The organism is Paenibacillus alkalitolerans (assembly GCF_016482785.1).
Taxonomy (GTDB): Bacteria; Bacillota; Bacilli; order Paenibacillales; family YIM-B00363; genus Paenibacillus_AE; species Paenibacillus_AE alkalitolerans.
The window spans coordinates 40,933-59,736 of record NZ_JAEMXM010000003.1 but is presented as its reverse complement, the minus strand read 5'-3'; the positions used below and the strand labels follow the sequence as shown (position 1 = coordinate 59,736).

Below are 18,804 nucleotides of genomic sequence, written 5' to 3'. Positions count from 1 at the left end.
TTAATTTATTCCGAACTCCCGATCCGCTTCCGGAACTGGTTATGATACGGTTCGGCGTGCTATCTGTAACTGCAAGTTTTCGCTTAGATCAAGCGTCCGCGCTGTTGAAGCATGAATTTCGCGGATAAGGTCCGGGTTTTTCAACAGTGACACGCCATAAGAAGGAATCATTTCTTTTATTTTCGGTTCCCACGCTTTTATATGTTGCGGAAAACATTTTTTTATTAACTCAAGCATGACGGAAACGGCGGTAGAAGCACCCGGAGAAGCGCCGAGCAATGCAGCTATCGACCCGTCAGCGGCACTAATAACTTCCGTACCAAATTGAAGCGTTCCTTTGCCGGCAGGAGTATCTTTGATAACCTGCACACGTTGCCCAGCTACCACTAAATCCCAATCCTCATTTTTGGCGTTCGGGATAAACTCGCGTAACTCTTCCATGCGCTGCTCTTTCGATAACATAACTTGCTGGATCAGGTATTTTGTCAATGACATCTCTTTTGCGCCTGCTGCCAACATAGTTAAGACATTATTCGGTTTTACGGAAGTTACTAAATCGAACATTGAACCGGTTTTTAAGAACTTTGGCGAGAAGCCGGCAAACGGTCCAAAGAGCAACGATTTTTTATTATCGATATATCTTGTGTCAAGATGCGGAACAGACATTGGCGGAGCGCCAACCTTAGCTTTGCCGTATACTTTTGCATGATGCTGCGCCACAACATCGGGATTGGTACACACCATAAATATTCCGCTTACCGGAAATCCTCCAATACCTTTTCCTTCAGGAATACCGGATTTTTGCAGCAAATGCAGGCTTCCTCCCCCGCCGCCGATAAAGACGAATTTTGCAGTATGCCGTTCGACGGTACCGCTATCGACATTCCGCACTTTCAATTCCCACGAGCCGTCGCTGGTACGTTTAATATCATCAACATTATGTTTGAATTTTATATCGACGTTTTTACTCTTTAAGTGGTCAAACAATATACGCGTTAAAGCGCCAAAGTTGACATCGGTTCCACATTCGATTCTTGTTGCCGCTATAGGTTCATTCAATGTGCGTTCTTTCATCATAAGCGGAATCCATTCCATCAGTTTTCCCGGGTCATCGGAAAATTCCATACCTTGAAACAAAGGATTGTCAGATAGCGCTTCGAAACGTTTCTTTAAAAACGTTACATTTTGTTCCCCTTGTACAAAACTCATATGAGGCAATGACACGATAAAGTCCCGCGGATTACGTATCAGATTGCTGTTTATAAGATAAGACCAAAACTGCTTTGAAATCTGATACTCTTCATTAATTTTTATAGCTTTGCTAATATCTATGGATCCGTCCGGTTGTTCGACGGTGTAGTTAAGCTCGCACAGTGCCGCATGCCCCGTTCCCGCATTATTCCATTCGTTAGAGCTTTCCTCTCCTGCGTTTGCGAGCCTCTCAAAGACTGTAATTTCCCAGTCCGGTACTAATTGTTTCAGCAATGACCCCAAAGTCGCGCTCATGATTCCGGCACCAATTAAGATAACGTCTGTTCTAGTTTGTCCGTTGCTCATTTTTACCGTCCTTATACCCTAAGAATTGCAGAAAGGATGTAGGCGCTCCTGCTTAGGCGCTACAGCAAGCCAAGGCGCGACCTAGTCACACAACTTTCTCTGGATTAACCCTATCATAGTGTATCACTATTATTTATAGATTTAAATAATTGTACATGACCTAAAATTATACTTTTTCGTGAATACACTGAATCTAGTTGGCTTCTGGTCTCCCGCTTATTTGCCCCCATCGTCCCCGCCAAGCTGCAACTTTTTCAAAGCTTCCGCAAGCGCATTATTGATCGGCTCCTCCTGCCGCTGCGTCTGCAGGAATTTTTGCACCGACCGCTTATCCATCTTGCCGCCGCCCGTTTCCTTCTCGCGCCGCGCTTGGAACGCCGACAGCTTCTCGCGATAGCCGCACGCACAGACGAAAATTTGCCCCTCTCCCTCGCCGCGAAGCTCCAGCTTCTTCCTGCATTGCGGACAACGGGCGTTCGTTACGAGCGAGATGTTTTTCCGGTGTCCGCATTCGCGGTCCTGGCAGACGAGCATCTTCCCCTTCTTCCCGTTCACCTCTAGCATCGCTTTCCCGCAGTCCGGGCAAGCCTTTCGGGTCAGATTCTCGTGCTTGTATGTCTTGTCGCTGCCCTTGATTTCGGAAACGACCGTTCTCGTATACTGCTTGATCTCAGCTATGAAAAGGTCCTTCTTCAGTTGCCCCTTCGCGATTCGCTCCAGCTTCCTCTCCCATTCTCCCGTCAGCGCCGGAGATTTCAAGTCGGCCGGGACGAGCTCCAAGAGCTGCTTTCCCTTCGATGTGAGGTAGATGTCCTTGCCTCCGCGCTTCTCGATGAGGAACGAGTTGAACAGCTTCTCGATGATATCCGCGCGCGTCGCAACCGTCCCGAGGCCGCCCGTCGACTTGAGCGTATCGCTCAGCTGTCGTTGGTCCGCCGCCAGGAAAGGCGCCGGGTTTTCCATCGCTGAAAGCAACGTCGCTTCATTAAATCGCGCTGGCGGCTTCGTCTGCCCCGACGTCTGGGCGATCAGCCGGATCGCCAGTGTGTGACCCTTCTCGATTCGCGGAAGGAGCTGCTCCCGGATGTCGTCCGGCGCCTCCTCTTCGTTGAACGAATGGTCGTACGCTTCCTTCCAGCCCGCCTGCAGCACCGTCTTCCCCCGCGCCACGAACGCCTCGCCGCCGATCGCCGCGTGCACGGTCAGCTGCTCGTACTCGAACGGCGGATATAACACGGCCAGGAACCGCCGCACGATCAGGTCGTAGATCTTCCGCTCCTTATCGTTGAGCGCGGACAAATTCACCGACTCCTCCGTCGGTACGATCGCATGATGGTCGCTTACCTTACTGTCGTCGACGAACGCGGCGGAAGCCGGGATCCCCTTTTTCAACACCTTCGCCGCCAGCGCGCGGTACGGACCGACGCCGCAGCCTCGGAGACGATCCGGAATCGTATTGACCATATCCGAAGACAAATACCGCGAATCCGTACGGGGATAGGTGACCGCCTTATGCTGCTCGTACAGCTTCTGCATAATGCTAAGGGTATCCTTCGCGGAAAAGCCGAACTGCTTATTGCCGTCGCGCTGCAGCTCCGTCAGATCGTACAGAGACGGCGCGTACGCCTTCTTCGGCTTCCGGTCAATCTGCGTCACGACCGCATTCTGGCGACCGAGCTTGTTCACGATCGCCGCCACGCGTTCCGCATCGAAGCTACGGCTGCTCCCATTGCCGTCCTGCCACGTTAAGACCAGCTTCTCATTCGTGTGCGCTTCGATGCCGTAATACGTTTTCGGTTGAAAATGGTTAATCTCGTCTTCCCGCTGCGCGATGATCGCCACCACAGGCGTCTGAACGCGACCGCAGTTGAGCTGCGCGTTGAATTTCGTCGACAGCGCCCGACTTGCATTGAGTCCGACGTACCAATCGGCTTCCGAACGTGCGACTGCGGAATAATATAAATTCTCGTAGTCCTTCCCTGGCTTTAGTTGGCGGAATCCGTCCTGAATTGCTTTGTCCGTGACGGAAGAAATCCACAGCCGCTTGATCGGCTTATGGACGTTCGCCTTCTCGATAATCCAGCGCGCGACCAGCTCTCCCTCTCGGCCGGCGTCCGTCGCAATCACAATTTCGCTCACGTCTTTTCGGACTAGCTGCGACTTCACCGCGGCGAACTGCTTGCTCGACTGTCGGATGACCGTCAGTTGCAGACGCTCCGGCAGCATCGGCAGGTCTTCCAGTCGCCACGTTTTATATTTATCGTCATAGGATTCGGGATCCGCCAGCGTCACCAAGTGACCTAACGCCCAGGTGACGATGTCGTTCGCCCCCTCCAGAAACCCGTCCCCTTTTTTACCGCATTTGAGCACACGCGCCAGATCCCGCGCGACCGAAGGCTTTTCCGCCAAAATCAATCGTTTCGTCATACCGTGTTGACTCCTTTTCCTTGCGAACTATGAACACTATACCATAATTCGGTTGCGTCTGGACCGTAGTCCGTCTAAGGAATCAATCGTTGTGGCAGCAGCCTTCGCCTTCATTCAAGTGTCCGGACCGCTCAATTTTCGTCTTCAAATATTTCTCGTTGTATTCGGAGACATCTCCCCAAAGCTGCACCCGGTCCTCGACGTCCATGCCTGCCGCTTTTAACGCCTCCAGCTTTCTCGGGTTGTTCGTAATGAGCGTTACAGGCTTGGTCCGGAGCGCTTTCAGCACTTCTATCGCATCGCTGTAATCGCGCGCATCATCGACAAACCCAAGCTTATGGTTGGCATCCACGGTATCGTATCCGTTCTCCTGTAGAATATAAGCCATCGCTTTACTGAACAACCCGATGCCCCTGCCTTCATGATTGGCCAAATAAAACAGAGCGCCATGGCCGTGTTCGGCAATATGCTTCATTGACTGTTTCAACTGATATCCGCAATCGCAGCGTTTGCTGCCGAAAATATCTCCGGTGTGACAGATGGAGTGGAACCGGATCAATGCGTGATCGACGTTTCGGAAATCCCCATGGACCAGTACGCTCGATTGTTGAAATTCGGCTAAATTGGCGGAAGACAGCTTGGCGATAATACGCTCCATATCGTCCGTCACTTCGCTGCAATTAAGCCAGCAATACCACCTGAACTCGACGGTTTCCCCCATCAGGTTAACCGGTAAATTAATGGGTCCGACAAGATATATTGCTCCCTCGCCGGTTTGGATCAATTGCACTTTCTCTTGCAATAGCGATACGACTTGCGGGTCGAAAATTTTTGTAGCGGGCATAGTTCTGTCACCTCAATTAAAATTCGAAACACAAATTGCTCAATGTGCCAAATTCATATGAGCGATGAATGACAACAGGAGTTTTCTCCCCTTCTCCACTGCCCATGGCCAGAAAGAGCGGTGCGAAATGTTCCGCCCTCGGAACCGCCAACCGCGCATGAGGCGCCGACTCCACATAACGATCCAACGAATCGATATCCCGGCTTTGCACTTTGTCAATGATCCAATCATCAAATTGTAGCGCTTCAGGTTTTGGTTCCGCGGCATCAGGGAAAAACCAACGAAGATTGTGCACCGTAGTCCCGCTTCCGATGACCAGAATGTTTTCCGCACCAAGCCCTTGCAGCGCCATGCCGATGTTATATTGTTCCTTGGGCGGCAAAATCGGATTCACCGACAATTGAAAGGGCCAGCATTGGCGAACCGTGACCGATAAATAAAGCTGGAACCATGTTATTACCCCGCTTTCAAAAGTGATTAAATACAACTATATTATTAAAAGTAAGTAATAAAACAAAAAAAGATCACTCGGAGGGAAATCCGGCTTCACTTCACTTACTATTTGTAATAAAACTATATAATAGTAACTTTATTATTTCAAGTCATTTCTTTATGTTATAATAATAAGTACCTTAACAGATTAGAGGGATCCATATGAATGAACAAAAAAAATGCCTCGTGACCGAAGCAATGGAGATATTGGGCAAGAAATGGGTAATTATTATTTTGTATCATCTTCTTTCCGGTCCCAAACGTTTTTATCAGCTTGAAGATGATACCGATGCCAGCGGCCGCCTTCTCTCCGAGCGGTTAAAGGAGCTCGAAGCCGCCGGAATGGTGACCCGGACGATTTATGCTGAAGTTCCTCCCAGAGTAGAATATCAAATGACGGAAAAAGGCAGAGAAGTTGAACCGATCATTAGGGAAATCTATGCTTGGGCATCAAAGTGGCTGGTGTGAAGTTTGAAGCGCAGCTTTACAAATAAGAAACAAGAGTTCCTCCTATTGCTCCTGACAAAACAACTACCCAAGGCGGCACTTTCCAGAAGACCAGCAAAATAAACAAAATCGCAGCCAACGCAAAATCAGCGGGAGTCAAAATCGCAGTAGTCCACAACGGATTATACAGCGCGGCGAGAAGGATGCCCACAACCGCTGCATTGATGCCGATCAAAGCGCCCTGTACCTTCGGACTTTTACGTAGGGAATTCCAAAACGGAAGAGCTCCTATGATTAACAAGAATGCGGGCAGAAAAATAGCCCCGGTCGCGATTAAAGCCCCAGAAATTCCGTTTGCCATCGCCCCTAAGTATGCGGCAAAGGTGAATAACGGTCCGGGAACCGCTTGCGTTGCGCCGTAGCCGGCGAGGAAGTCCTGGCTGCTCACCCATCCGGCGGGCACCGATTCCCTTTCAAGCAAGGGGAGTACAACGTGACCCCCTCCGAATACAAGAGAACCTGCACGATAAAAGCTGTCGAATAACGGCAGCCAACCACCGGCGAAAAACTGTCGGAGCAGAGGCAGCGCGATCAATAAACCAAAAAAGAGAACTAGACAAATGACAGCAAGACCACGGCTTACAGGCACCGGCAAGTTGGGAGCTTCCGGAATTGCCGTTTTTCGGTACATCCAAAGTCCGATTATACCCGCCGCAATGATCAACAGCACCTGACTGAACGCCGTCTGCCACAAAAGGGTGACGGATGCCGCAATAATCGCGATGGTCGCCCGGTTCCGGTCAGGTGTCAGTTTCTGTCCCATACCAAGAATCGCATGAGCGACAATCGCTACGGCGACGATTTTAAGCCCGTGAATCCATCCTGCGCCGCCAATATCAAAGCCTTGAAGCAATAAGGCGAATAGAACCAGCGCAATGACAGAGGGCAGCGTAAAGCCGAGCCATGCAATCAAACCGCCTAGCAGACCTGCACGAATGACGCCGATGCCGATACCGACCTGGCTGCTGGCCGGTCCGGGCAGAAACTGGCACAATGCCACCAAATCGGCGTAACTGCGCTCATCCATCCACTTGCGGCGGCGAATGTATTCGTCGTGAAAATAGCCGAGGTGGGCGATCGGCCCCCCGAATGAAGTTAATCCGAGTTTCGTCGATACGCCGAGGACTTCCATAAGCGCACCGGGCTTGCTTGTCATACCGCTGCGAGCCCCCGCTTGCCGGTTGGTTTCCATGAATTACGATTCTCCTTATTCAATTTGGCTTCATGATACAATTTCGCTATTGTCCCCGTACGCCCTCTTCCTGCCGCACAGTTTCTTCTGGATTATACTCTCCACCAACATCTTTATTCGGCGCAGCCCATACCAATTGAACCGCATCAAGCAGATAATGCTCCACTTTGTTAATTCGAATATTGGACTGTTGAAAAATTTGAGTCAAATCGCGGTTCAGATGACAGCCGGAAACTTTAATAAAAACAGGATCGATCGCCGTTTGTAAATAACCGACGAATCGATTTGAACTAAGTCCGTGTTCCATTAGAAGAATCAAACCGTCACGCTTGCACCATTTATTGAATGACGTCAATACCTTGATCCTGGTATCCGCATAGAGTCAATGTGGATACAACGGTGTCAAATGCGTCGTCCGGAAACGAAAGCGATTCAATGTCAGAGTGAATGAATTTCGCTCGAACACCGCTTTCAACAACCGCTTCCTCTGCTTTACTTAGCATTTCCTTACTGAAATCGACTGCCGTTACTTCTACGTCTTGAGAATAAAATTGAAAATTCGCTCCAGCGCCGACCCCGACTTCCAGAACCGTTCCTCTTGCGCTGCGGATTAGTTTTTCACGCCACTTCTTTTCCGACTGCTTTCTCCTTCTCATTTCGTACACTTTTGCTTGTTTATCAAACTTTTGAATCAATTTTTCATTGTTCATTCAGTTCACTCCCGTGAATCAAGCTTGAACGTGTGAGAAGAAACTCTCTGGGGGACAAACCGGTGATTCGCTTGAAATGCCGGTTCATATGACTTTGGTCCGTAAACCCGAGAGCGGCGGAGATTTCCGCCATCGTAAAGTTGCGGCTCTGAATGAGGGATTTTGCTTTATCAATGCGGATATTGATGAAGTACTGATGCGGACTGAGTCCCGTAGCTTGTTTAAAAAGACGGCTCAAATATGATTGACTCATATTCGTTACGGCCGCGAGCTCCTCCAATGATATTTCCCGCTCTATATTGGCGTGCATATATTCGATGGCCCGCGAGACCTGCTGTTCCGTCAATTTACTGGGTACGGCCGGCTTTTTCTTTGAGGCGGAAGTATAACTTTGCAGAAGATGGACCGTCAGGAGATTGATCAGCGAGTCGATATAAAGCTTGCCGCCTGCTCCGTCGCTTTGAAGCTCATCGAGCAGCCATTGGCTTAAATGAAACAGCTTAGGGTCATTAATACGGAGCTTATGGTTCAGTACAATATTTCCGCCGGAGGTCATGAAATCGGATTGCTGGGCAACTTGTTTCACGAATGCGGGATCGAGTTCCAAACGAAGAAAAGAAAGATCGGCCTCCCAGCGGCAATAGCTCATCTCTCCTGCGGAGAAAAGGTTGATGTCCCCGGGGCGGGCGATCCCCTCTTCATTTAATCCGTCACCTCGTTCAAACACCTTGACCGGGCCGGGGGTGGTATGAATGACAATCAGATGCTTGGATAACGATGACTCAAAAGCTTCCTGAGGGGCAACCCCTTGCCACTTGGAGAGTGAAATTTGATCCCATCCCAGATTGTCACTACTCAGGAGGCGGCCGTTTTGTATCGGTTTATTTTCCGGTAAAACAGATGATTTCTTCACGCCTGCACCTCTTTCGGACATTGGTTACAGTATAAACGAATGCCATGCACTATATATACCACAACATTCCATCTTATCCCATCATTTCAGGGAAGATGCTTCAATCATACGAACAAGCAGCCATTCATGCATTGACCTTGACGTAACGAGAAGGTTTATCATATGAGCAAAATAAAAGTTGGAGGACTAATATGACAATCTTAATTAAAGGCGCCATGATTGTAACAATGAACGGTGAGGCTCCCTTCGTCGGAGACATTTTCATTGACGGGGATCGCATTGCGGATATTCAACCCCAAATTAATGCCGACTTCGACGAAATCATTCACGGCGAAGGCATGACAGCGATGCCCGGATTGATCAACGCGCATCAACACTCGCCGATGAGCTTGCTGCGCGGATTTTCGGATGATCTCAAGCTTATGGATTGGCTGGAAAGAAAGATGCTCCCCGCAGAAGCCAGAATGACGCCTGAAGATATTTATTGGGGCGCAAAGCTTGCGATGGCGGAGATGATCAAATCGGGGACCACTGCATTTGCGGATATGTACATCCACATGAATGAAATTGCGAAGGTTGTCGAGGAAGTCGGGATGCGGGCCTCGTTAACGAGGGGATTGGTGTTTTTACAAAATGACGGCGGCAAACGGATGACAGAAGCGCTTGACCTTATTGACCGTTGGTCCGGCAAAGCCGACGGCAGAATTACGACCATGCTGGGACCCCACTCCCCTTATACATGCCCGCCCCAAGGGTTGGAGGAGGTCGTGCTGCTGGCGCAAAAAAGACAAATCCCCCTGCACACACATCTAGCGGAAACCAAAGAGGAAGTAATCAAAATAAGAGAGACTTACAATCAGACACCGACCGAATACTTGTATGATCTCGGTTTGTTTGAACGGACTCATGTTTTGTTGGCGCACAGCGTTCATTTGAACCGGCGGGATATCAGGGTATTGAAAGGCATGCGCGGCGGGGTATGCCATAACCCTGTCAGCAATGTGAAACTCGGATGCGGAATTGCCCCTGTTACCGAAATGATGAAACAAGGAATCACGGTAGGAATAGGAACGGACGGTGCCGGAAGCGCGACTACGTTGGACATGTTTGAAGAAATAAAGGCGGCGACATGGCTGCAAAAATTGGACTACGGCGATCCCGAAAGGCTTCCCGCCGAACAAGTGCTCCGAATGGCAACGATAGAGAGCGCCAAGCTGCTAACTATCGATTCGGAGGTTGGAACGCTTGAACCCGGCAAAAAGGCGGATATCATTCTAATCGACATGAGAAAACCCCATTTGCAGCCGGTCCACGATATTCATTCGCTGCTCGCCTATTCCGTCAACGGAGCGGATGTGGACACAACGATCGTCAACGGTAAAGTATTAATGAAGCATCGGCAGCTGATTACGATCGACGAGGAAGAGCTGCTGCGCGAAGTATCGACCCGTGCGAAACGTATTGTTGAAGGATTATAAGAAGCCTTTAAACTTATTCAAACCCGGCAATTTTGTCATTGGTTTGTTTAACCATTGGAAGAGGTTGTGGGAGATATGAAAATGCGCCGTTCCAGTCCGTTCATGCATTGTCAATCCGCTAGAATTATGATAGACCAGTAGTATCATGTTTCATCGGGAGCTGTCATCATGAAGGTGTCGTCGGAGCGGTTCATCTATTTTCGGTTAAAGCTTTTTATGTTTTTCATGTACGGCACGATTGCGCTGTTCCTGCCGTTCCTGCCGCTTTATTTGCAGCACAACGGCTTCTCGCCGACCGAAATCGGCGTGCTGCTGACGATTGGACCGATCGTGGCGATATTCTCCAATCCGTTGTGGGGCTTTTTCAGCGACAGGCTGCAAAACATTAAGCTCACGCTGCTCATTCTCATAGCGGGTGCGTTTCTTGCCAGCCAGTTTCTATACCACGTCAAGACGTTTTATCTCGTTTTTATCGGAATGATGCTCTATTATTTTTTTAATACCGCAATCAATCCGATTAACAATTCACAGGTATTCCAGACAATCGAAAATACGGAGCTTCGATTCGGATCTTTCCGGCTCTGGGGATCTTTAGGCTACGCGGTGATCGTTCTTGCGGCCGGTCCGGTCATTGAATCGCTGGGTATCGGTCGGCTTGGATGGGTGTATGGGACGGCGATGCTGGTCGCCTTCGGACTCGGGCTGATGCTGCACCGGCCTCCGGCCAAAGCCAAGAAACGGATGCAGCCGATCACGTTTCGGGAATCGGCTGGCGTACTGCTGCAAGGCAAGTTCGCCCTGTTTTTGCTGGCTAGCTTGTTCATCTTTATTCCGAATGCGATTAACGCGCAATATTTATCTTTGTTTGTGGAGGATTTAGGAGGAACGGAGACGAGCATCGGTTGGTCGATGTTTGTGGCGGCCATTCTTGAGGTGCCGTTGTTTTTGCTGCTGGACCGCTTCTCGAAGCCGAATGGGGCATCGATGATTAACCTGCTACTTGCCGCGACCGGGGTATTTGCGGTGCGTTGGCTGCTGATGAGCTTTGCGACCGCGCCGTTCCATATCATCCTGATTCAACTGCTGCACAGCGTTTCGTTCGGGTTTTATATTTATACCGCCGCACAGCTTGTGGAATATTTGACGGACCGGTCGTTGCGGGCGAGCGGTCAGACGATGTATGCGCTGTCCAAGGCGCGCTTGCCATGGCGATCGCGGGCGCTCTTGGCGGATATCTTTATGAAACGGTCGGGCCGAGAACGCTTTTTCTAATTTGTGCGGGATTCACTGCGGCGGGCTTTGCCGCTATGCTGGTTTTGCGTTGGACGTATCGGGAAAAAGATTCTTGAACCGCATCCGGCAGATAACGCTCCACGTTGTTAATACTCCTCAACTAATCCCCTGGTCTTCTTAATGCTTTTTCTGTTTCAACTACTGACTGTTCATAACTTGCAATTTTGTAATCCAGGCGTTCCAACGTTCTCTTCATATCCTCCACTCTTTTTGTAAGCTGCTTCCGCTGCCCGATTAAGAGCTCTTTTCTTGCCTCAATGGTTTCATCGCCCTGTTGAAACAGCCCGACATACTCAATCAGCACTTCAATTGGAAGACCGGAATTTCGCATACATTTGATAAATTCGACCCACCTGCAATCTTCTTCCGTATAATCCCTGATCCCGCTTTTATTGCGGTTTACACGAGGAATCAGTCCGATACGTTCATAATAGCGGAGTGTATCCTGTGGAATATCAAACTTTTCGCTTATTTCAGTAATCGTCGTCGCCATGCGCCTTCACCTCCTCAAATCCACGATATAATTGTCAATTTGATCAAAAGATGGGTCAACCAATTGAATTGGCTAACCCATCCTTCCATCAGAGCCGATTCAAGACCATAGAAAGCGTCTTTACAAGTTACAATGTCGACATGTCAATAACGAATCGATAACGCACATCACTGCGGAGAACACGCTCATACGCTTTATCTACTTCGTCGGCACGGATTACCTCAATTTTAGGGGCAATGCCGTGGCGAGCGGAGAAATCGAGCATCTCTTGCGTTTCCCGGATTCCGCCAACGAGTGAACCTGCAATGCTGCGCCGATGCATGATTAAGGAGAATACATTGTATTTATCCGACTGGCCTGGCGCACCGACATTTACAAGCGTTCCATCTACACGAAGCAAGGATAAATACGCATCAACATCGAGATTTGCAGACACGGTGTTTAAGATGAGGTCGAAACTATTAGCCAACTTGGTAAATGTAGCGGCATCACTGGTTGCAAAGTAGTGATCTGCGCCCAAACTCAGGGCTTCGTCTTTCTTTTTCAAAGACTGACTCATGACCGTTACTTCAGCACCCAAAGCATGCGCATATTGGACCGCCAGGTGGCCAAGTCCTCCCATCCCCACAACGGCAACCTTCTTCCCTTCGCCGGCGTTCCATTTTTTCAAAGGAGAGTATGTGGTGATGCCGGCACATAATAACGGACTTGCAACATCCAAATCCAGAGCGTCCGGAATACGGACCACGAAATCTTCCTTTACAACGATTTTTTGGCTGTATCCTCCGTATGTCGGATTGCCGTCGTAATCTAAGGAATTATAGGATAAAACAACGCCTTTCGTACAAAATTGCTCCTCGCCGCGGAGGCAGTATTCGCATTGTCCGCAGGAGTCGACAAAGCATCCGACACCTACGCGATCGCCAACGGCAAATCTCGTAACTTCCGGTCCGACTGCTCTTACGACTCCGGCCATTTCGTGACCGGGAACCATCGGGAACATTCCGCCTCCCCATTCATCGTAAGCATTGTGAATGTCGGAGTGGCAAATACCGCAAAACTTAATATCGATTAAGACGTCGTCCGCTCGTAATTCTCTACGCTCAATAGTGGTCTTTTCAAACGGCGCTTTTGCGCTTGATACACTTAGAACATGGGTCTCACACATGTTTTTTCTCTACTCCTTCGCTCTATTTTTGAAAGGTGGCGTCCCCTTGTATGATCCTCCTCTCTAAGGAGTTTACAACTTGGAGTTAACTCCAAGTCAATGATAATTTTCATCAGTTTTTAAACATAACGAAAATATGACCCAAAAAAACAAATAAACGGTTGCCGAAGCAACCGCATAGCATTTTTCATAGGAGTCATAATAGTTTCTTGCGGACAACTACGTGTCACCTTTGTTCTCCCATGGCCAACACTTGTTCCGTGTCATTCACCTAGAAGCCAAGATAATTGAGCACGCCAAGCGTAACAGCGCTTCTTTTTGGAAAGGTTTTACGTTTACAACCGGGCGGATCTCCTTTACCTTTTGTTCGGCTTCTTCCACATTGGAAGCTAACCCCAGAGCCAACAGCGTTGCAATCGCGACAGCGCCGGTGCGGCCCTTTCCTCCGCCGCAATGAAAGCCGACCTTCTTGTTATCGGAGTAAGCTGTCGTTATTGCATCTACCGCATCTTTGAATAACTCATCCAAGTTTTCGCCGGAATCGTCCCCGATCGGGATTTTGATCCATTGAACGCCGCCGGCCGGATAGGCGCATTGCTCCGCTTCGGCCCTAAGATCTACGATAATTTCGCAGTTGTCGTCTTTGATCATTTGTTCAACGTCATTCGCTCCGCCAAAGAAAATCTGTTCTCCAACTAACGCCTGATACTGTTTTTCGCCGTTCATTCCGCTTATTTCCCTTCCCTGACAAAAGCGGATATCCGCTCTTTAATGCTGTCCCTTACTTCACGGAACTTAGCCATGATTTCCTCTTCGCTGCCTGTCGCCTTGGCGGGATCTTCGAAGCCCCAGTGCCATTTGACGACATTTTTGTTGCTGATAACAGGGCAATGCTCGTCTGCATGACCGCAAAGGGTAATGACATAATCGGCTTTATTGAGAATCTCCGGGTCAATAACGTCCGACGTATGGCCGCTAATATCAACACCTGTTTCTTTCATCACTTGTACGGCTCTTGGGTTTAATCCGTGAGCTTCAAGGCCGGCGCTTTTCACCTCAAACTTGTCCCCGCCCAACGCCTTCAAGAACCCGTCGGCGATTTGGCTTCTGCAAGAATTTCCTGTACACAAAAAGTAAACTAAAGGTTTTTTCTCCACGTTAACCTCTCCTCTTTCGTATGCTGTATAACCTAAAAAACCTTGCTGATTCGGGATTATCCCGTTTCCTGTCCTCGTTTAGCCTGTCTGTAAACCTGAATACTTCTAACAATAACAATCATAAGGAGCAGCACCAAAGCAATGACGGCGATGGACAGCCAGATACTTGTATTGAATGCATTGATAAAGTAAAGCCATAAATAAAGCCCTATAAGTGTAATAAACAGCGTTGGAATCGTTAAAATGACGCCAATCTTGAAATAGTATCCCCATGTGATCTTGACGTCTTTTTTAGACAAAACGTGCAGCCACAGCAGCGTGGCCAGAGAACCGATCGGCGTAATTTTAGGCCCGAGATCGGAGCCGATCACATTTGCATAAACGAGACTCTCCCTAATAACCCCTTCGGTTGCCGTGCTTTTGATTGCGATTGCATCGATCATAACCGTAGGCATATTATTCATAATCGAGGAGAGGATCGCCGCCAAGAACCCCATCCCGATTGTTGCCGCAAACAATCCTTGATCGGCAACGACTTGAATCGCTTCGCCAAGCATGTCCGTCAACCCGACATTTCGCAAACCGTAAACAACGACATACATCCCGATGGAAAATACGACAACCGCCCACGGCGCGCCAAAAATAAGCTTCTTGGTTTGGATTGCCGGACTTCTTCTCGCTGCCAATATAAAAATGATTGCAACGGCGCCGGCGACGAAAGAAACCGGAATGCGTGCAAATTCGCTGGTTAAATAAGCGATCAGAAGTATCGCCAATATGAACCACGACATCTTAAACAGCGCAGGATCTTTAACCGCGTCTTTAGGTTGCTTTAATTGCGCCATATTGTAGTTGTTCGGAATGCTTTTCCTAAAGAACAAATAAAGAACCATAATACTTGCAAATAATGAGAAGAAATTCGGAACAATCATTCTTGAAGCATATTCCACGAAACCAATGTCAAAATAATCCGCAGAGACGATGTTCACAAGGTTGCTGACAACCAGAGGCAGCGATGTCGTATCCGCAATAAATCCGCTGGCCATTATGAACGGTAATACCATGGCGTCGGGAAACTTTAAAGCCCGCACCATTGCCAGTACGATGGGAGTAAGAATTAATGCGGCTCCGTCATTTGCAAACAACGCTGCGACAGCCGCTCCCAGCAAAACGACGTAAACAAACATTAAGTTGCCGTTCCCTTTGGCAAGCCGAGCCATATGCAGCGCGGACCACTCGAAAAAACCGATTTCGTCCAATATGAGAGAGATCAAAATGATCGCAACAAACGCAAGCGTCGCGTTCCAGACTATACCGGTTACCGTGATGACATCATCAAAATTTACTACACCGAACGATAAAGCCAAGACAGCTCCGCCCGTAGCCGACCAACCAATATTTAGTCCTCTTGGCTGCCATATGACGAACGTTAACGTGAGCAGAAAAATAACAACGGCCGCGATGATATCAGGCGACATAACGAACCTCCAGTACTAGTCACAAACCGGGCGTCCTCTTTCCTCCATGGTCTTTAACAATGTACTCAAATCGGGTGCATGGTCAAGGACCGCCTTAATATAGGGCTTATCTTCAACATTAAGGGAATAATATACCCACTGGCTTTTTCTTGTTTCGTTGACTAACCCGAGGGATTTCAGCTTTCTAAGGTGCTGGCTGACGCCTGGCTGTGACATATTTAATATTTCCACGAATTCACAAACACATAAATCCCTTGATTTCATGAGGATGAGCATCGTTAATCTTGTTTTATCGCCCAAAAGTTTAAGCTTCTCGGCCATCTCGATTACATTATCCAAAGAAGACATCCCCTCTAATAATTGCACGTCCTCCTCCGATTTCTTCATCATGATAAGGATACAGCGCTCCTTTCTTACTATTAATCAACATGATAATATAACAATTTATTTATATAAGCAATTGATTATATTGTTAAGAATATGTAAAGGAAAAAGTCGATCACAAAAGCTCCATCCCACTCGAGACGGAGCTGATCAATCTGGCATCTCTTCAGCGATTACGGTTTTATTCCTGTAATCACCGCTGAGACGATGTAGTTTTGTATTTCGGTCCCCGGTATCCAATCTTTGATAAATGTTTTCGATTCATCCTTTGGCTCAACCGCCACATTCGTAAATCCGCTTTTCGTCAACATAGCTTTAACTTCTTCAACGGAAGAAGCGCCCGAAATACAACTTGAATACATAACGTCCAGGTCATTCTTTATTTCCGCAGGAAGCTCCGTTGTGGTAACAATATCAGATATAGCCAAGCGGCCGCCAGGACTCAGGACCCGGAATGCTTCGTCAAACACTTGCTGCTTTGCCGGCGAAAGGTTGATCACGCAGTTCGAAATAATAACATCTACCGTTTGATCGGCGACCGGCAAATGTTCAATTTCCCCTAACCGAAACTCGGTGTTGGCGAACCCGCCTTTCATGGCGTTCGAACGCGCGCGGCTTACCATTTCCGGCGTCATATCGACGCCAATCACGCGGCCGGTATCCCCTACTTGGCGCGATGCTAAGAAACAGTCGAAGCCGCCGCCGCTGCCAAGATCGAGCACGATTTCCCCCGGCTGCAGATTGGCGATCGCTTGCGGATTGCCGCAACCGAGACCAAGATTGGCGCCGTCCGGAACAGATGCTAATTCTTCGCTTGAGTAACCAAGCTTGGCAGAGATATCCCCGAAATCCACCGGCGATTCGCAGCAACTGGAATTAGTTGAAACCGGCGTACAGCACGAACTGTTCTCTACCGGCTGTATAGCAATTTCTTTGTATCGCCCGCGAACATTTTGACGAATTTGATCGTTATTTACTTGATTCATATTAGATCACTCCTTGTGATATTAATTATCTTTATCAGCATGCTGCAACACAACATACCGGTTGATTAAGGAGCCATCCGATATCGTCGCGCCTGCGGCGTGTTAATATACTGCACATAGTCTGCAGCGCTGCGGTTGACGGTTTCCTCACCGGCAGAGACAGCGCCATACAGGACAAAGTGAGGAAGAAAATACATACCGGTCAAATTCGCTGTCGCTTGGAGCGGTCGAGTCAGTTCACTGATCGTGTAGTGGTTGTACCCGCCAACGCGGTACGAATTCTCCGGTCCGCCAACCGATATAGCTAACATGAGTTCCTTGCCCCTCAGTGCTTTATCTCCGGGTCCATATGCCCAACCGTAGGTAAACACTTCGTCCAACCACTTTTTCAAGAGCGGAGGCGTGCTGTACCAATAAAACGGGAACTGAAACACGATCCTTTCATGTGAAAGCAAGAGCTCCTGTTCGCGTCTGATATCTATACTTTCGTCAGAATATTGCTCGTAGAGGTCATGTATCGTCACGTTCGGCACGCCTTCAAGTTCCTGCTTCCACCTTCTGTTCACACGCGACTGTTTTAGATGAGGGTGAGCAATCAACACAAGAACATTCATAGTACTCACTTCTTTCCCAAAGATCATAATTTGCACATACACGATTACTCACTGCTTAAGATGCTTCAAGAGCTTTTTCACAACAAACTTGGCGTCCGGCCCCACCCCCCTTAAGGTAGCGGAAGCAAAGGAACGCTGTCCTTCGAGCCCTACATAATAAAGACCTGGAACGATGCTGATACCTGCACTATGCAGCGGCCTGCCTTGCGAATCTAACGCACCGATCGCTTGAAGGTAAGGAAGATGAGGCCGGTAGCCTGTCGCGAAAATCACTGTATCTACCGGTTCTTTTGTCGCGTTCGGCCATATGACGCCGTCTTGATAAAAGGACGTGAACATCGGCTGTTGATCCGGCTTTCCGGCCGCTACCCGCTCTTTGTACCTTCCCGTATCGTTTACAGCACTTGAAATCGGCGCAGTCTTCCCGAATCTCCAAAAAGGGAAGGTGTCAAATCCGATCAGCCGGACCCAAAAATGCAAATCCTTTCCCCATAACTTCTGATTCACAAATTGAACCGGCTTCAACACCGCTAATGAAGTCTTACTTACCTCGGCCAACTCAACGCCGATCTGTACGGCAGAATTCCCGCGCCCCACCACCACTACCCGCTGATTGCGAAATGGCTCCGGATTCCGGTATTCGGAAGAGTGGAGCGTGCGTCCTTGAAACATCTCGTGTCCGGTTATTGCCGGCGTATACGGATTATGAAACCAACCGGTTGCATTAATAACGGTTCTGGACCGAAACGTATCCCCTGCCGTTGTGCGTGTCGTAAAACCTCTCTCATCCATTTCAACCGATTCCACACGCTGGTTTCTCATAACCGGCAATTGAAACTTTGCCCGGTAATCCTGTAAATAACGAATGACTTCATCCCTCGTGGGATAACCATTTGGCTGGCCGGGGAACTTCAACCCGGGCATCGATGAGAAGCGAGCCGGCGAGAACAGTTTAAGACTATCGTAATAACTTGACCACGAACCGGTTGACTGGTCGCTTGCCTCCAAAATTAAAAATTGAAGTCCTTTCTTTTTTAAGTGGTAACCGGAGGCTACACCCGCCTGACCGCCTCCAATGACAATGGCATCAAGCATCTCGTTCATTTCAAGA

Annotated in this window: 19 protein-coding genes and 1 pseudogene; 3 read left to right on the top strand and 17 right to left on the bottom strand. The window is 48.7% G+C overall.

Annotated elements, in window-relative coordinates:
• Nucleotides 1-39: 39 nt before the first annotated feature.
• The 4 genes and pseudogenes from JET16_RS06905 to JET16_RS06890 form a co-directional block, all read right to left on the bottom strand.
• Nucleotides 40-1,557: a malate:quinone oxidoreductase gene (locus JET16_RS06905; protein WP_199615088.1), complete on the bottom strand. Its 1,518-nt coding sequence runs from the start codon at nt 1,555-1,557 to the stop codon at nt 40-42.
• 216 nt (nt 1,558-1,773) lie between these two features.
• Nucleotides 1,774-3,984, bottom strand: a complete 2,211-nt coding sequence (locus tag JET16_RS06900; protein WP_199615087.1) for a DNA topoisomerase III — start codon at nt 3,982-3,984, stop codon at nt 1,774-1,776.
• Nucleotides 3,985-4,066: 82 nt separating this feature from the next.
• The gene (locus JET16_RS06895) at nt 4,067-4,828 is read right to left on the bottom strand and encodes a GTP cyclohydrolase II (RefSeq protein WP_199615086.1); all 762 of its coding nucleotides are present in this window, start codon (nt 4,826-4,828) and stop codon (nt 4,067-4,069) included.
• A gap of 16 nt (nt 4,829-4,844) precedes the next feature.
• A pseudogene (locus tag JET16_RS06890) lies at nt 4,845-5,231 on the bottom strand (DODA-type extradiol aromatic ring-opening family dioxygenase); the annotation flags it as partial.
• Nucleotides 5,232-5,482: 251 nt separating this feature from the next.
• On the opposite strand from JET16_RS06890, the gene JET16_RS06885 reads away from it, so the two are divergent.
• The gene (locus tag JET16_RS06885) at nt 5,483-5,788 is read left to right on the top strand and encodes a winged helix-turn-helix transcriptional regulator (protein ID WP_199615084.1); all 306 of its coding nucleotides are present in this window, start codon (nt 5,483-5,485) and stop codon (nt 5,786-5,788) included.
• Between the two features lie 16 nt (nt 5,789-5,804).
• Here JET16_RS06885 and JET16_RS06880 read toward each other — a convergent pair whose 3' ends face one another.
• From JET16_RS06880 to JET16_RS06870, 4 genes are read right to left on the bottom strand one after another with little or no spacing between them, the layout of a single operon-like run.
• Entirely contained in the window at nt 5,805-7,019 is a 1,215-nt protein-coding gene (locus JET16_RS06880) for a chromate transporter (protein WP_407673101.1), read from the bottom strand.
• A 46-nt stretch (nt 7,020-7,065) separates the two neighbouring features.
• Nucleotides 7,066-7,374 carry a hypothetical protein gene (locus JET16_RS29995; protein WP_233531189.1) on the bottom strand — a complete coding sequence of 103 codons (309 nt, stop codon included), beginning with the start codon at nt 7,372-7,374 and terminating at the stop codon, nt 7,066-7,068.
• Nucleotides 7,358-7,729, bottom strand: a complete 372-nt coding sequence (locus tag JET16_RS29990; protein WP_233531188.1) for a class I SAM-dependent methyltransferase — start codon at nt 7,727-7,729, stop codon at nt 7,358-7,360. Before JET16_RS29990 ends, JET16_RS29995 begins: the two co-directional genes overlap by 17 nt.
• Nucleotides 7,719-8,642 (bottom strand): AraC family transcriptional regulator, encoded by a 924-nt coding sequence (locus tag JET16_RS06870; RefSeq protein ID WP_325176627.1) that lies wholly within the window; start codon nt 8,640-8,642, stop codon nt 7,719-7,721. Before JET16_RS06870 ends, JET16_RS29990 begins: the two co-directional genes overlap by 11 nt.
• A 191-nt stretch (nt 8,643-8,833) precedes the next feature.
• Between JET16_RS06870 and JET16_RS06865 the strand changes: the two genes are divergently transcribed.
• Together JET16_RS06865 and JET16_RS06860 are read left to right on the top strand one after the other, a co-directional pair.
• Nucleotides 8,834-10,120: an amidohydrolase gene (locus JET16_RS06865; RefSeq protein WP_199615082.1), complete on the top strand. Its 1,287-nt coding sequence runs from the start codon at nt 8,834-8,836 to the stop codon at nt 10,118-10,120.
• Between the two features lie 168 nt (nt 10,121-10,288).
• Nucleotides 10,289-11,392, top strand: coding sequence for an MFS transporter (locus JET16_RS06860; RefSeq protein WP_199615081.1), 1,104 nt, complete (start codon nt 10,289-10,291; stop codon nt 11,390-11,392).
• A 121-nt stretch (nt 11,393-11,513) separates the two neighbouring features.
• Here the strand turns inward: JET16_RS06860 and JET16_RS06855 are convergent, their stop codons facing one another.
• From JET16_RS06855 to JET16_RS06815, 9 genes are all read right to left on the bottom strand, one after another.
• Nucleotides 11,514-11,906 carry a MerR family transcriptional regulator gene (locus tag JET16_RS06855; RefSeq protein WP_199615080.1) on the bottom strand — a complete coding sequence of 131 codons (393 nt, stop codon included), beginning with the start codon at nt 11,904-11,906 and terminating at the stop codon, nt 11,514-11,516.
• A gap of 127 nt (nt 11,907-12,033) precedes the next feature.
• Complete coding sequence (locus tag JET16_RS06850; RefSeq protein WP_199615079.1) at nt 12,034-13,074, bottom strand: NAD(P)-dependent alcohol dehydrogenase; 1,041 nt, start codon at nt 13,072-13,074, stop codon at nt 12,034-12,036.
• Nucleotides 13,075-13,341: 267 nt separating this feature from the next.
• Nucleotides 13,342-13,800, bottom strand: a complete 459-nt coding sequence (locus tag JET16_RS06845) for a protein-tyrosine phosphatase family protein (protein ID WP_199615078.1) — start codon at nt 13,798-13,800, stop codon at nt 13,342-13,344.
• A gap of 5 nt (nt 13,801-13,805) precedes the next feature.
• A complete protein-coding gene (gene arsC / locus JET16_RS06840) occupies nt 13,806-14,231 on the bottom strand; it encodes an arsenate reductase (thioredoxin) (RefSeq protein WP_199615077.1) in 426 nt (141 codons plus the stop codon).
• A 56-nt stretch (nt 14,232-14,287) separates the two neighbouring features.
• Nucleotides 14,288-15,709 carry an arsenic transporter gene (locus tag JET16_RS06835; protein ID WP_233531187.1) on the bottom strand — a complete coding sequence of 474 codons (1,422 nt, stop codon included), beginning with the start codon at nt 15,707-15,709 and terminating at the stop codon, nt 14,288-14,290.
• 15 nt (nt 15,710-15,724) lie between these two features.
• Nucleotides 15,725-16,048, bottom strand: a complete 324-nt coding sequence (locus JET16_RS06830) for an ArsR/SmtB family transcription factor (protein ID WP_199615368.1) — start codon at nt 16,046-16,048, stop codon at nt 15,725-15,727.
• A gap of 218 nt (nt 16,049-16,266) precedes the next feature.
• A complete protein-coding gene (locus JET16_RS06825; RefSeq protein ID WP_199615076.1) occupies nt 16,267-17,079 on the bottom strand; it encodes an arsenite methyltransferase in 813 nt (270 codons plus the stop codon).
• 65 nt (nt 17,080-17,144) lie between these two features.
• Entirely contained in the window at nt 17,145-17,693 is a 549-nt protein-coding gene (locus tag JET16_RS06820; RefSeq protein WP_199615075.1) for an NAD(P)H-dependent oxidoreductase, read from the bottom strand.
• A 48-nt stretch (nt 17,694-17,741) separates the two neighbouring features.
• Nucleotides 17,742-18,797, bottom strand: a complete 1,056-nt coding sequence (locus tag JET16_RS06815) for a flavin-containing monooxygenase (RefSeq protein ID WP_199615074.1) — start codon at nt 18,795-18,797, stop codon at nt 17,742-17,744.
• Between the last annotated feature and the right edge of the window lie 7 nt (nt 18,798-18,804).

Excerpts from the sequence above, each read along its gene's own strand:
- JET16_RS06905 (WP_199615088.1), bottom strand. The coding sequence starts at position 1,557 with ATGAGCAACGGACAAACTAGAACAGACGTTATCTTAATTGGTGCCGGA.
- JET16_RS06900 (WP_199615087.1), bottom strand. The coding sequence starts at position 3,984 with ATGACGAAACGATTGATTTTGGCGGAAAAGCCTTCGGTCGCGCGGGAT.
- JET16_RS06895 (WP_199615086.1), bottom strand. The coding sequence starts at position 4,828 with ATGCCCGCTACAAAAATTTTCGACCCGCAAGTCGTATCGCTATTGCAA.
- JET16_RS06885 (WP_199615084.1), top strand. The coding sequence starts at position 5,483 with ATGAATGAACAAAAAAAATGCCTCGTGACCGAAGCAATGGAGATATTG.
- JET16_RS06880 (WP_407673101.1), bottom strand. The coding sequence starts at position 7,019 with ATGGAAACCAACCGGCAAGCGGGGGCTCGCAGCGGTATGACAAGCAAG.
- JET16_RS29990 (WP_233531188.1), bottom strand. The coding sequence starts at position 7,729 with ATGAACAATGAAAAATTGATTCAAAAGTTTGATAAACAAGCAAAAGTG.
- JET16_RS06865 (WP_199615082.1), top strand. The coding sequence starts at position 8,834 with ATGACAATCTTAATTAAAGGCGCCATGATTGTAACAATGAACGGTGAG.
- JET16_RS06860 (WP_199615081.1), top strand. The coding sequence starts at position 10,289 with ATGAAGGTGTCGTCGGAGCGGTTCATCTATTTTCGGTTAAAGCTTTTT.
- JET16_RS06855 (WP_199615080.1), bottom strand. The coding sequence starts at position 11,906 with ATGGCGACGACGATTACTGAAATAAGCGAAAAGTTTGATATTCCACAG.
- JET16_RS06850 (WP_199615079.1), bottom strand. The coding sequence starts at position 13,074 with ATGTGTGAGACCCATGTTCTAAGTGTATCAAGCGCAAAAGCGCCGTTT.
- JET16_RS06845 (WP_199615078.1), bottom strand. The coding sequence starts at position 13,800 with ATGAACGGCGAAAAACAGTATCAGGCGTTAGTTGGAGAACAGATTTTC.
- JET16_RS06835 (WP_233531187.1), bottom strand. The coding sequence starts at position 15,709 with ATGTCGCCTGATATCATCGCGGCCGTTGTTATTTTTCTGCTCACGTTA.
- JET16_RS06825 (WP_199615076.1), bottom strand. The coding sequence starts at position 17,079 with ATGAATCAAGTAAATAACGATCAAATTCGTCAAAATGTTCGCGGGCGA.
- JET16_RS06820 (WP_199615075.1), bottom strand. The coding sequence starts at position 17,693 with ATGAATGTTCTTGTGTTGATTGCTCACCCTCATCTAAAACAGTCGCGT.
- JET16_RS06815 (WP_199615074.1), bottom strand. The coding sequence starts at position 18,797 with ATGAACGAGATGCTTGATGCCATTGTCATTGGAGGCGGTCAGGCGGGT.